Source organism: Variovorax sp. ISS6 (genome assembly GCF_056523145.1).
In genome coordinates this window covers 4,829,710-4,842,243 of record NZ_JAWRZC010000001.1, presented here as the reverse complement: position 1 = coordinate 4,842,243, position 12,534 = coordinate 4,829,710, and the positions used below count along the sequence as shown (strand labels likewise).

The following is a 12,534-nucleotide window of genomic DNA, read 5'->3' as shown; positions in this document are numbered from 1 at the left end:
GCCTTCCACCAGAGCCTTCCATGAAGACACCGATCCGCTCCCTCGTCCTCGCCGCATCGTGCGCCTGTGCCGGCGCCGCCCTGGCCGCGCCGCCCTGTGCCGACGAGGCGGTCGCGCGCGCGAAGAAGCTCTTGGTGTTCCATTTCGGCGAGGACGATCGCATCCGCGTCGGCTCCGAGGTCAAGGAGCTGCCGCCACTGCGCAACCCCGCCAACAAGGCGCAGCAGTTCCGCGTGCTCGAGGTCTGGGGCTCGATCTACAAGGGCAACTACCGCATGCGCCTGATCTATCACGTGGCGGGCAAGGACTGCACGCTGATGGGCCAGGAAATCCTCGAGTACGCCAGCCTGTGAGCGTCCGCGCACTGCGTTCGACCTTCGGCCCCAACTGCCACTGGTGCGGCCTGCCGATGGACTTCGACGAACCGCATGGCCGGCCCGAATCGGCCACCATCGAGCACCTGGTCGACGCCACCCTGGGCGGCGTGCGCTCGCCCAGGCACCGGCGGCTGGCCCATGCGGCCTGCAACCATGCGCGCAACGAGTTCCGGCTGCAGGCCGAGCGGCAGTTCAGGCAGTGGATCGAGGAGCGCCGGGCCTCCGAGAAAACCCTGACTAAAAAATAGACAGTCGCCTGAAATTCAGACACGACAACTGTTCTGAATTCAGCCGAATCGCGCCTTCCTCGAATGAGGAAACCTTTGTAATCAACGGTTTAGCGCATGGCACGAAGTGTGCAATATTCAGTCATCTTTATCAGGAGACAACGAATGAACCGTCGCCACCTCGTCGCCCTGGCCGCGCTCGCCGCCTGCGCCGCCGCCGCACCCGCCTGGGCCCAGTCCGGTGAGATCCGCATCGCCCACATCTACAGCAAGACCGGGGCGCTCGAGGCCTACGGCAAGCAGACGCAGACCGGCTTCATGATGGGCCTGAACTACGCCACCGAAGGCACGATGACCGTCGCGGGCAAGAAGCTGGTCGTGATCGAGAAGGACGACCAGGGCAAGCCCGACCTCGGCAAGTCGCTGCTGGCCGCCGCCTATTCCGACGACAAGGCCGCGCTGGCCGTCGGCCCGACCGCCTCGGGCGTGGCGCTGGCGATGCTGCCGGTGGCCGAGGAGTACAAGAAGATCCTGCTGGTCGAGCCCGCCGTGGCCGACTCGATCACCGGCGACAAGTGGAACAAGTACATCTTCCGCACCGGCCGCAATTCGAGCCAGGACGCGATCTCCAACGCGGTGGCCGTCGACAAGGCCGGCGTGACGGTCGCCACGCTGGCGCAGGACAACGCCTTCGGCCGCGACGGCGTGAAGGCCTTCGGTGCCGCGCTCAAGAAGGCCAAGCTGGTCCACGAGGAGTACCTGCCGCCCGCCACCACCGACTTCACGGCCGGCGCCCAGCGCCTGATCGACAAGCTCAAGGACCAGCCGGGCCGCAAGATCATCTGGATCGTCTGGGCCGGCGCGGGCAACCCGTTCAAGATCGTCGACCTCGACCTGAAGCGCTACGGCATCGAGATCGCCACCGGCGGCAACATCCTGCCGGCCATGGCGGCCTACAAGGCGCTGCCGGGCATGGAAGGCGCGGCCTACTACTACTTCGGCATTCCGAAGAACCCGGTGAACGAGGCGATGGTCGCGGCGCACTACAAGGAATTCAAGACGCCGCCGGACTTCTTCACGGCCGGCGGCTTCTCGGCCGCGATGGCGGTGGTGACGGCGCTCAAGAAGACCAACGGCGACACCAACACCAACAAGCTCATCAGCACCATGGAAGGCATGAGCTTCGACACGCCCAAGGGCAAGATGACCTTCCGCAAGGAAGACCACCAGGCGATGCAGTCGATGTACCACTTCAAGATCAAGGTCGACCCGGCCTTCGCCTGGGGCGTGCCGGAGCTGGTGCACGAGATCAAGCCCGAAGAGATGGACATTCCCATCAAGAACAAGCGCTGAGTCCGGCGCTTCCCGCCACCCGGGCGCGGCGCCTGAGCGCCGCCCCACCTTCTTCTTTCTCTTTCGCCCCGGATGGCCGCCGGGCGAAGCGCCAGCCTGCGTCCGCGCGGGCGGCGCGCTCCACGGCCGAGTCCTCGATCAGCCAAGCAGCGTTCTTACACCCATAACGGAAGGAGACAGCGATGCCAGCGATGAATTGGAACTGGAAGAGATTGGCCATGGCCGCGGCCATGGCGGTGGCCGCGCAGGGCGCGGCGGCGGCGGTGCCGCTGCCGGCGCTCGGCGCGAACCCGGCGGAGGTCAGCGTGTCCGGCCTGTCGGCCGGCGGCTTCATGGCGGTGCAACTGCACGTGGCCTATTCGGCCACCTTCAAGCGCGGCGCCGGCGTGGTGGCCGGCGGTCCGTACTACTGCGCCGAAGGCTCGGTGCTCAACGCCACCGGCCGCTGCATGACGCATGCGAGCAGCATCCCGGTGTCCACGCTCGTGAGCACCACCAACAGCTGGGCCGCCAGCGGCGCGATCGACCCGGTGTCGAACCTCTCGGGCTCGAAGGTCTACCTGTTCTCTGGCACCTCCGACAACACGGTCAAGCAGCCGGTGATGGACGACCTCAAGACCTACTACCAGAGCTTCGTGCCGGCGGCCAACACGGTCTACAAGAACAACCTCGGCGCGGGCCATGCGATGGTCACCGACGATTTCGGCGGCGCCTGCGCCACCACGGCCTCGCCCTACATCAACAACTGCGGCTTCGATCTCGCGGGCGAGATCCTCCAGCACCTCTACGGCCCGCTCAACGCGCGCAACAACGGCACGCTGGGCGGCAGCTTCACCGAGTTCAACCAGGGCGAGTTCTCGGGCGGCTCGGGCATGGCCGCCACCGGCTGGCTCTACACGCCCGCGGCCTGCGCGGCCGGCAGCGGCAACAGCTGCCGCGTGCACGTGGTGCTGCACGGCTGCAAGCAGAACTACACGGACGTGGGCGACCAGTACGTGAAGAAGACCGGCTACAACCGCTGGGCCGACACCAACAACATCGTGCTGGTCTATCCGCAGACCAGCACAGCGGCCACCAACAGCTGCTGGGACTGGTGGGGCTACGGCAGCGTCAACTACGCCAAGAAGTCCGGCCCGCAGATGGCGGCCGTCAAGGCCATGGTCGATCGCGTGACCGGCGGCGGGGGCGGCAGCGCGCTGCCCGCGCCCACCGGCGTGGGCACCTCGGGCGCGACCAGCAGCAGCATGGTCATCGGCTGGACCGCCGTGGCCGGCGCCAGCGGCTACAACGTCTACCGCGGCGGCAGCAAGGTCAACGCCTCGCCGGTGGCCGGCACCAGCTACACCGACACCGGCCTGGCACCCTCGACCAGCTACAGCTGGACCGTGACCGGCCTCACCGCGGCCAATGCCGAGGGCGCGATGTCGGCCGCGGCCACCGGCACCACCACGGGCGGCAGCGGAGGCGGCACCTGCTTCACCGCGAGCAACTACGCCCACACCGTGGCCGGCCGCGCCTATGCGCTGTGGGGCCTGACCTATGCCTACGGCTCGGGGCAATCGATGGGCTTGTGGAACATCTACGTGACCACCACGCTGAAGCAGACCGGCCCCAACTACTACGTGATCGGCAGCTGTTGAGGCCGGTCGACCTTCCTGGATTTTTCGTTTTCGCAATGACCAACGATGCTTGAGACCCGAGATCTGACCATCCGCTTCGGCGGGCACGTGGCCGTCAACGGCGTGAGCTGCGCATTCGCGCCGGGCACGCTGACGGCCATCGTCGGCCCGAACGGCGCGGGCAAGACCACCTACTTCAACCTGATCTCGGGCCAGCTCAAGGCGAGCGCGGGCACGGTGTCGCTCGACGGCCAGCCGCTGTCGGGGCTGTCGCCGTCGGCCCGCACCCGCGCCGGGCTGGGGCGGGCCTTCCAGCTCACCAACCTGTTCCCCAACCTCACGGTGCTGGAGAACGTGCGCCTCGCGGTGCAGGCCACGCGCGAGGGCGCGCACCGCCGCGGGCTCAACCTCTGGAGCATCTGGAGCGACCATGCGGCACTGACCGCGCGCGCCGACGAGCTGCTGGCGCAGACCAACCTCAAGTCGCGCGAGCATGCCACCGTGGCCAGCCTGCCGCACGGCGACCAGCGCAAGCTCGAGGTGGCGCTCTTGATGGCGCTCGAGCCCAAGGTCTTCATGTTCGACGAGCCCACGGCCGGCATGAACGCGGCCGAGGCGCCCGTGATCCTCGACCTGATCCGCCAGCTCAAGCAGGACCGTAGCAAGACCATCCTGCTGGTCGAGCACAAGATGGACGTGGTGCGCGAGCTCGCGGACCGCATCATCGTGCTGCACAACGGCACGCTGGTGGCCGACGGCGATCCGGCCACCGTGATCGCCTCGCCGGTGGTGCAGGAAGCCTACCTGGGCATCGCGAAGGAGGCCGCGGCATGAGCACCAACCTGCTGACTCTCGAGGGCGTGCACACGCACATCGGGGCCTATCACATCCTGCACGGCGTCGACCTCGCCGTGCCCAAGGGCCAGCTCACGATGCTGCTGGGCCGCAACGGCGCGGGCAAGACCACCACCCTGCGCACCGTCATGGGCCTGTGGCATGCGTCGCAGGGCAGGGTGCGCTTCGGCGAGCGCGACATCACGGCCCTGCGCACGCCGCAGATCGCCGAGCTGGGCATCGCCTACGTGCCCGAGAACATGGGCATCTTCTCCGACCTCACGGTGAAGGAGAACATGCTGCTGGCCGCGCGCGGCGCGAAGAACGCGCAGCAGATGGACGACACGCGTTTGCAGTGGATCTTCAAGCTGTTCCCCGCGGTCGAGAAGTTCTGGAACCACCCCGCGGGCAAGCTCTCGGGCGGCCAGAAGCAGATGCTGGCCGTGTCGCGCGCCATCGTCGAGCCGCGCGAGCTGCTGATCGTCGACGAGCCCAGCAAGGGCCTCGCGCCGGCCATCATCAACAACATGATCGACGCCTTCGACGAGCTCAAGCGCAGCGGCGTCACGATCCTGCTGGTGGAACAGAACATCAACTTCGCGCTGCGCCTCGGCGATGCGGTCGCGGTGATGGACAACGGCCGCGTGGTGCACAACGGCTCGATGGCGGCCTTCGCGGCCGATGCGCAACTGCAGCAGTCGCTGTTGGGATTGGCTCTATGAAACTCGAATTCGACTGGAAGCCGCTGCTGCTGGTGCCCGTCCTCGCGCTGGTCGCGCTGCCGCTCACGGGCTCGTTCTCGACCTGGCTCACGCTCACGGTCGCGGGCCTCGCGATGGGCATGATCATCTTCATCATCGCCTCGGGCCTCACCTTGGTGTTCGGCCTGATGGACGTGCTGAACTTCGGCCACGGCGTGTTCATCGCGCTGGGCGCCTTCGTGGCCAGCAGCGTGCTCGGCCTGATGGGCGACTGGACCGGCTCGCAGGAGCTGTGGCGCAACCTGGTGGCGGTCTTCCCGGCCATGCTGGTCGCGATGGCGGTGGCCGGCGCGGTCGGCCTGGCCTTCGAGCGCTTCATCGTGCGGCCGGTCTATGGCCAGCACCTGAAGCAGATCCTCATCACGATGGGCGGCATGATCATCGGCGAGGAACTGATCAAGGTGATCTGGGGCCCGGCGCAGGTGCCGCTGCCGCTGCCCGAGGCGTTGCGCGGCTCGCTGCTGGTGGGCGACGCGGCGATCAGCAAGTACCGGCTGCTCGCGGTGGCGGTGGGCGTGGTGGTGTTCGGCCTGCTGGCCTGGACCCTGAGCCGCACCAAGATCGGCCTGCTGATCCGCGCCGGCGTGCAGGACCGCGAGATGGTCGAGTCGCTCGGCTACCGCATCGGCCGCCTGTTCGTCGGCGTGTTCGTGGTCGGCAGCGCGCTGGCCGGGCTGGGCGGCGTGATGTGGGGCCTGTTCCAGCAGAACCTGGTGCCGCAGATGGGCGCGCAGGTCAACGTGCTGATCTTCATCGTCATCATCATCGGCGGCCTCGGCTCCACCGGCGGCGCGCTGCTCGGTGCGCTGCTCGTCGGGCTGATGACCAACTACATCGGCTTCCTGCTGCCCACGCTCACGCAGTTCGCGAGCATCTTCCTGATGGTGGCGGTGCTGCTGTGGCGCCCGCAGGGCGTGTACCCGGTGGCGAACCGATGAACAGCCAATACGGACATCCGGACGCAGAGGACGCGAAGGTTTCGCGAAGGACGCAAAAGGAAATTCAAATCATTTTTCTGGCTGTTCTTTCGCGACCTTCGCGGAACCTTCGCGTCCTTCGCGTACGGACCCCGTTCCCGCTTTCAGGTGCCTTTCCATGCTGAGACGACTTCTTTCCAACGACATGCCCCGAAGCCGCCTGCTGGCCGTGCTGCTGGTGGCGCTGTTCCTCGCGCTGGCCTTCGCGCCCTTCCTGTTCCCGGGCGTGAAGGCGCTCAGCGTCGCGGCCAAGATCCTGGTGTTCGTGGTGCTGGTCGCGAGCTTCGACCTGCTCTTGGGCTACACGGGCATCGTGAGCTTCGCCCACACCATGTTCTTCGGCATCGGCGCCTACGGCATCGCGATCTCGGCCTCGCGGCTCGGGCCCGACTGGGGCGCGGTGCTGGTGGGGCTGGGCGCCTCGCTCGCGGTCTCGCTGGTGCTCTCGTTCGCCATCGGCCTGTTCTCGCTGCGGGTGCGCGCGATCTTCTTCGCGATGATCACGCTGGCCGTGGCCTCGGCCTTCCAGACCCTGGCTTCGCAGTTGTCGGACTTCACGGGCGGCGAGGACGGCCTGACCTTCAAGCTGCCCGAGCTGATCTCGCCGAGCTTCGAGTTCGCGGAGGAACCCTTCCTCGGCGTCTCGCTCGACGGGCGCCTGCTGTGCTACTACCTGCTGTTCGTGGCCGCCGTGGTGCTGGTGCTGGCGATGCTGCGCATCGTGAATTCGCCCTTCGGCCGCGTGCTGCAGGCGATCCGCGAGAACGAGTTCCGCGCCGAGGCGATCGGCTACCGCGTGGTGGTCTACCGCACCACGGCCGCGGTGCTGTCGGCGCTGTTCGCCACGCTGGCCGGCGCCATGCTCGCGATCTGGCTGCGCTACAACGGCCCCGACACCTCGCTGAGCTTCGAGATCATGGTCGACGTGCTGCTGATCGTGGTGATCGGCGGCATGGGCACGATCTACGGCGCGGCCATCGGCGCGGTGCTGTTCGTGGTCGCGCAGAGCTATCTGCAGGATCTGCTGCGCATGGGCAGCGAGGCCGCGAGCGGCCTGCCGTGGCTGGCCGCGCTGCTGTCGCCCGACCGCTGGCTGCTGTGGCTCGGCGTGCTGTTCGTGCTGTCCGTCTATTACTTCCCCACCGGCATCGTCGGCAAGCTGCGGGCCCGCCGCGCGAATGCCGCGTGAGGCCGCGCGATGAGCGACTCCATGACTTCCCGCATCGTTCCTTCCTCCCACTACGCACGGCTCGCGGGCCGCGAGATCCACTGGCTCGACTGGCCCGCGGCCGGGCCCGATCCGCAGGTGCTGATCGCCTGGCACGGCCTGGCGCGCACCGGCCGCGACATGGACGAACTGGCCGAGCACTTCGCCGCGCGCGGCTTCCGCGTGATCTGCCCCGACACCATCGGCCGCGGCCTGAGCGAATGGAGCCCGCTGCCTGACGAGGAGTACCGGCTCGCCTTCTATGCGCAACTGGCCGAGGCGCTGTGCGACGAGCTGCAGCTCGAGCGCGTGCACTGGGTCGGGACCTCGATGGGCGGCGCGATCGGCACGGTCTGCGCGGGTGGCCTGGTCGTGCCGCGCATGAAGGCGCGCATCGCGAGCCTGGTGCTCAACGACAACGCGCCCGAGCTCGCGCAGGCCGCGATCGAGCGCATCCGCGCCTATGCCGGCAACCCGCCGGCCTTCGACACGGTGAGCGAGCTCGAGACCTTCTTCCGCGGCGTCTACAAGCCCTATGGCTGGCTCAGCGACGCGCAGTGGCGCCGGCTCGCCGAGACCTCGAAGCGCCGGCTGCCCGACGGCCGCGTCACGCCGCACTACGACCCGGCCATGGTGCGCCAGTTCAGCACGCGCGAGGACGACTACCTGATCTGGCCGCACTACGACGCCGTCGAGGCGCCGGTGCTGTGCCTGCGCGGCGCCGAGTCCGACCTGGTGCTGCCCGAGGTGGTCGAGGCCATGCGGCATCGCGGCCCGGGCGCGGCGGGGCGGCTCGAGGTGGTCGAGATCCAGGGCTGCGGTCACGCGCCCGCGCTCAACGTGCCCGAACAACTGGAGTGCATCGAAGGGTTTATTCGCGCCGCCGGCCGCTGAGGGAACGGCGGCCTCCACAATCGCCGCCGGTCATCACCCCACAGCAACACACAGAGGCATTCGCACCATGGCGCTTTCGATGTACGACATTTCCGTGCCGGTCTTCACCCGCGGGCTGGCCCAGCTGCGCCACGTGCTCGGCAAGGGCCTGGCCCATGCGCAGGCCAACGGCATCGATCCCTCGACCCTGGTCGATGCGCGCCTCGCGCCCGACATGCTCACGCTGGCCGGCCAGGTGCAGCGCGCGAGCGATGCCTCCAAGCTCGGCACCGCGCGCATCGCGGGCGTGACCGCGCCCAGCTTCCCCGACGAGGAGAAGAGCTACGACGAACTGCTGGTGCGCATCGCGAAGACCGAGGAGTTCCTCCTGAGCGTGGACCGCGCGCAGATCGATGGCCACGAGGACCGCCCGGTGGTCGTCACCGCGCGCGGCACCGAGGTGCATTTCACCGCGCAGCGCTACCTGCTGCAGTTCGCGCTGCCCAACTTCTTCTTCCACGCCACCACCGCCTACGACGTGCTGCGCAATGCCGGCGTGCCCGTGGGCAAGATGGACTATCTCGGCAAGTTCTGAGGCCGCGAAGGGCGGCGGCCCTGACCCTGGTCTTCACGCCGCCGGGACAAACTTCAAATTGCCGTGACACCTGCGCACGCGCGGCGCGTGCCGCGAACAATCGCGCCTGACCGCTGACGGTCTGACATTCGAGCGAGGTTCGCGATCATGAACATGTTGTCCAGAAGGGCGTTCTCGGGGCTGGCCGCCGGCGCTTCCGCGTTCGTGGCGGCCGTGGGCGGCGGATGGCCGGTGCGCAGCGCGCTGGCCGTGTCGCCAGGCCTGCGCGACTACGGCAAGGCCCCCGAGTTCGCGGGCATCGACAAGTGGCTCAACTCGGAGCCGCTCACCCTGCAGGGGCTGGCCGGCAAGGTGGTGCTGGTCGATTTCTGGACCTACTCCTGCATCAACTGCATCCGCACCTTGCCGCACGTGGTGCGCTGGTACGAGAAGTACAAGGACCAGGGCTTCGTGGTGGTGGGCGTGCATTCGCCCGAGTTCGCCTACGAGAAGTCGACGCGCAACGTGCAGGACGCGATCGAGCGCTTCGGCATCCGCTACCCGGTGGCGCAGGACAACGGCTTCGCCACCTGGAAGGCCTACGACAACCAGTACTGGCCCGCGTTCTATCTGGTCGACGCCAAGGGGCAGGTGATGCGGCGGCATTTCGGCGAGGGCGAATACGCCGAGATGGAAGCCGCGATCGAGGCGCTGCTGGCGCGCAGGCAGCCGGCCTGAATCGGCAGCGCTACTTCGCCGATTCGAGGATGCGCCGCACCGCCGCCTTTCCCGCCGGCGTGAGCACCGGGCCGAGTTCGGCGTAGGGCACTTCGATCTCGATCGCGCAGCCGTCGCCGAAGTCGGGCTGCGCGAAGCGCATGCCCTTGGCTTCCAGCGTGAGGTCGTAGTAGGCGTCTTCCTTGTAGTTGGACTCGCAGTTCTCCTCCACCTTCCCGGGATCGATGCCCTCGTGGCGGAACACGAAGCGGCGCAGCTTCGGCGTCATCGAGCCGCCGCTGGTGGCGACGACGGGGCCAGCTCCGGGGACGTGCAACGACTCCTTGCGGGAGCCGAACCATGTCCACAGGTCGACCTGCTTGCCGGTCTGAACGTCCCAGGTGCGATAGAACCAGGAGATGCCGGAGCGGCCCGTGCCCGCGGCCCAGGTGTAGTTGCGGATGCTGAGCCACTGCGAGGTCCAGTATTCGGGCTCGGTGGTGTTCTCGTCCTCTGCGGGCACACCGACCCGGCCCAGAAACTCGCGGCGCTTGTCGAAATACTCCTTGATCGCGTCCTTGCCAGTGTCGAAGTCGCGGCGAAGCTCCCGGTTGATGGCCGCGAGCGTGGGTTCGGGGCCGAAGAGTTCGACGGTTGCCTGTCCCGCGAAACGCAGCGGGCGGAAGCTGCGGCCGGGGGCGAATTCCTTCTTCTTGCCGATCTCGATCTTCGGTGGGGCTTCGATCTGGCTTGTGTAACTCTCGCTGCCGCAAGCTCTTTTACTTTTGGAGGAGTCGACAAGGCTGAGACTGATCGGCAATTTGACAAGGGCATCCTTCACGCTGCTCCAAGTGCCGGAAAGCGTGGTGCCTTGGCCTGGATCGAGTAGCCACAGCCCGGTTCCGTTTGCCTCGTGCCACAGACCATCTTGCTCTTTGCGCGTCAGCTGAATTGGCTTCTTGTACTGCTTGTAGAAATAGCTCCCGCTCGGGTAGTCGAAGTTGAAGCAGGCCACGATGGCCTTGGTGCCGAGTGTGCCTTCCCATACACCTGGGGAAATAAAGACGAGCTCGGCGAAGGCGGGGGGAGTCATGAAGGGCAGCAGCAGCAGGCCCCAGAAGAAACGGGCGCGAAGATTTTTCATGGCTTGCGTGCGCGGATCGAATACATCAGCGGAATGCGTGGCATGCCCTCGGGCGGCGCCATGCGGCGGCCGCCGATGTCGCGCATGCCCTCGAAGGGCTTCCAGCCATTGGCGTAGGGGTACTCGTCGAGCCGCTCGATGACCAGCCCGGCCTGCGACAGCGCGGTCGTCACCTGGCCCAGGCCCCAGGTGAATTCGAAGCTCGGGTGCGGGTTGCTGAAGTTCTCCACGCCGCGCTCGTAGCCTTCGCGCACGAGGCCGTCGCCCGACGCGGCCACGTAGTCGCCCACGCCTTCCTCGGGCACGGGGGCGTCGTTGAAGTAGTCGTAGTGGAACTTCCAGGTCGGGTCGAACACCAGCGCGAACGGATGGAACTCGACGAAGACGAAGCGGCCGCCGGGCGCGAGCAACTGCGCCACGCCGCGTGCCCAGGCCGCGATGTCGGAGAGCCAGCACAGCGTGCCGTAGGAGCAGAACACGATGTCGTGGCGCTCGCCGCGTGCCTGCGCGTCGCGGAAGTAGTCATAGACGTCCGAGCGGACGAAGCGCGCCGCGATGCCCGACTGCTGCGAGAGCCGGGTGGCGAAGTCGATGGCCTCGTCGGAGATGTCGACGCCCGTCACCTCGGCGCCCAGGCGCGCGATGCTCAGGCTGTCCTGCCCGGCATTGCATTGCAGATGCAGCACCGACAGGCCCTTCACCTCGCCGAGCAGGCCGGCCTCCTCGGGGAACAGGGTGCTGCCGCCGTCGCGGAAGAAGGCCGCCTGGTCGCCCTTGTGGCTGTTGTGCGCGAGCGTGGCCGCGTTCCACGAGAGGCGGTTGGCCTCGTGCAGCTCGGGCTTCATCGCGTGCTCCAGCCCGCGAGATGGCGCTCGGCGATGTCGGCGAGGGCGTCGATCCAGGCCGGGTCGTCGTTGAGGCAGGGGATGTAGCTGAACTGCTGGCCGCCCGCATGCAGGAAGGCCTCGCGGCCTTCCATCGCGATCTCCTCGAGCGTTTCGAGGCAGTCGGCCGGAAAACCGGGGCAGGCCACGTCGACGCGCTTCACGCCCGCCGCGCCGAGTTCGCGCAGCGTGGGTTCGGTATAGGGCTCGAGCCATTTGGCCTTGCCGAAGCGCGACTGGAAGGTCACGCGGTATTGCGCGGGCGCGAGGCCCAGACGCGTGGCGAGCAGGCGCGCGGTCTCGAGGCACTGCGACTGGTAGGGATCGCCGAGCTCGATGTTGCGCGCGGGAATGCCGTGGAAGCTCAACAGCAGCACCTCGCCGCGGCCCTGGTCCTGCCAGTGCGCCTCGATGCGCCGCGCGAGCGCCTCGATGTAGCCGGCGTCGTCGTGGAACTGGTTGACGAAGCGGAACTCGGGCACGCTGCGCTGCGCGCGGCTCCAGTCGTTGACGGCATCGATCACGCTCGCGGTGGTGGTGGCCGAGTACTGCGGGTAGCCCTGCAGCACGAGCACGCGCTCGACGCCTTCGGCCTGCAGCGCATCGAGCCGCGCGCCGATCGAGGGATTGGCATAGCGCATCGCATCGCGCACCGCCACGCGGTGGCCGCGCCGGCCCAGCATGTCGCCCAGGCGCTGCGCCTGCCGTTCGCTCCAGACCTTGAGCGGCGAGCCCTCGGGCAGCCAGATGCTCGCGTACTTGGCGGCCGACTTCGCGGGCCGCACGCGCAGGATGATGCCGTGCAGGATCGGCAGCCAGAGCAGGCGCGGGATCTCGACCACGCGCGGATCGCCGAGGAAGTCCGCGAGATAGCTGCGCACGGCGCTGGCGGTGGGGGCATCGGGCGAACCCAGGTTGCACCAGAGGACGGCGGTGCTGCGATGGTCGTTGCCGGGGGCGAGCGAGGGACTTGGAGGCATGCGATAT

The 12,534-nt window shown here is 67.8% G+C and carries 14 protein-coding genes; 11 read left to right on the top strand and 3 right to left on the bottom strand.

Annotated elements, in window-relative coordinates:
- Window positions 1-20 precede the first annotated feature (20 nt).
- The 11 genes from AC1HIL_RS22540 to AC1HIL_RS22490 all read left to right on the top strand — a co-directional run bounded on the left by AC1HIL_RS22540 (window position 21) and on the right by AC1HIL_RS22490 (window position 9,540).
- Window positions 21-353 carry a hypothetical protein gene (locus AC1HIL_RS22540; RefSeq protein ID WP_057594309.1) on the top strand — a complete coding sequence of 111 codons (333 nt, stop codon included), beginning with the start codon at window positions 21-23 and terminating at the stop codon, window positions 351-353.
- Window positions 350-625 (top strand): hypothetical protein, encoded by a 276-nt coding sequence (locus tag AC1HIL_RS22535; protein WP_479670033.1) that lies wholly within the window; start codon window positions 350-352, stop codon window positions 623-625. The genes AC1HIL_RS22540 and AC1HIL_RS22535 overlap by 4 nt, the downstream gene beginning before the upstream one ends.
- 144 nt (window positions 626-769) lie before the next feature.
- A complete protein-coding gene (locus AC1HIL_RS22530; RefSeq protein ID WP_057594307.1) occupies window positions 770-1,957 on the top strand; it encodes a substrate-binding domain-containing protein in 1,188 nt (395 codons plus the stop codon).
- 182 nt (window positions 1,958-2,139) lie between these two features.
- Window positions 2,140-3,597 carry an extracellular catalytic domain type 2 short-chain-length polyhydroxyalkanoate depolymerase gene (locus AC1HIL_RS22525; protein WP_413763340.1) on the top strand — a complete coding sequence of 486 codons (1,458 nt, stop codon included), beginning with the start codon at window positions 2,140-2,142 and terminating at the stop codon, window positions 3,595-3,597.
- A gap of 45 nt (window positions 3,598-3,642) precedes the next feature.
- Complete coding sequence (locus AC1HIL_RS22520) at window positions 3,643-4,410, top strand: ABC transporter ATP-binding protein (RefSeq protein ID WP_208508136.1); 768 nt, start codon at window positions 3,643-3,645, stop codon at window positions 4,408-4,410.
- On the top strand, window positions 4,407-5,132 hold the full coding sequence (locus tag AC1HIL_RS22515; protein ID WP_479670032.1) for an ABC transporter ATP-binding protein: 726 nt from the start codon (window positions 4,407-4,409) through the stop codon (window positions 5,130-5,132). Before AC1HIL_RS22520 ends, AC1HIL_RS22515 begins: the two co-directional genes overlap by 4 nt.
- The gene (locus tag AC1HIL_RS22510; RefSeq protein WP_057594303.1) at window positions 5,129-6,109 is read left to right on the top strand and encodes a branched-chain amino acid ABC transporter permease; all 981 of its coding nucleotides are present in this window, start codon (window positions 5,129-5,131) and stop codon (window positions 6,107-6,109) included. The genes AC1HIL_RS22515 and AC1HIL_RS22510 overlap by 4 nt, the downstream gene beginning before the upstream one ends.
- A 157-nt stretch (window positions 6,110-6,266) precedes the next feature.
- A complete protein-coding gene (locus tag AC1HIL_RS22505) occupies window positions 6,267-7,337 on the top strand; it encodes a branched-chain amino acid ABC transporter permease (RefSeq protein ID WP_057594302.1) in 1,071 nt (356 codons plus the stop codon).
- A 21-nt stretch (window positions 7,338-7,358) separates the two neighbouring features.
- Window positions 7,359-8,249, top strand: a complete 891-nt coding sequence (locus AC1HIL_RS22500; RefSeq protein ID WP_479670031.1) for an alpha/beta fold hydrolase — start codon at window positions 7,359-7,361, stop codon at window positions 8,247-8,249.
- 67 nt (window positions 8,250-8,316) lie between these two features.
- Complete coding sequence (locus AC1HIL_RS22495) at window positions 8,317-8,823, top strand: DUF1993 domain-containing protein (RefSeq protein WP_057594301.1); 507 nt, start codon at window positions 8,317-8,319, stop codon at window positions 8,821-8,823.
- A gap of 153 nt (window positions 8,824-8,976) precedes the next feature.
- A complete protein-coding gene (locus AC1HIL_RS22490) occupies window positions 8,977-9,540 on the top strand; it encodes a thioredoxin family protein (RefSeq protein WP_479672431.1) in 564 nt (187 codons plus the stop codon).
- 10 nt (window positions 9,541-9,550) lie between these two features.
- Here AC1HIL_RS22490 and AC1HIL_RS22485 read toward each other — a convergent pair whose 3' ends face one another.
- From AC1HIL_RS22485 to hemH, 3 genes are read right to left on the bottom strand one after another with little or no spacing between them, the layout of a single operon-like run.
- On the bottom strand, window positions 9,551-10,663 hold the full coding sequence (locus tag AC1HIL_RS22485; protein ID WP_479670030.1) for a hypothetical protein: 1,113 nt from the start codon (window positions 10,661-10,663) through the stop codon (window positions 9,551-9,553).
- Window positions 10,660-11,508 carry a class I SAM-dependent methyltransferase gene (locus AC1HIL_RS22480; RefSeq protein ID WP_479670029.1) on the bottom strand — a complete coding sequence of 283 codons (849 nt, stop codon included), beginning with the start codon at window positions 11,506-11,508 and terminating at the stop codon, window positions 10,660-10,662. Before AC1HIL_RS22480 ends, AC1HIL_RS22485 begins: the two co-directional genes overlap by 4 nt.
- The gene (gene hemH / locus AC1HIL_RS22475; RefSeq protein WP_479670028.1) at window positions 11,505-12,527 is read right to left on the bottom strand and encodes a ferrochelatase; all 1,023 of its coding nucleotides are present in this window, start codon (window positions 12,525-12,527) and stop codon (window positions 11,505-11,507) included. The genes AC1HIL_RS22480 and hemH overlap by 4 nt, the downstream gene beginning before the upstream one ends.
- Between the last annotated feature and the right edge of the window lie 7 nt (window positions 12,528-12,534).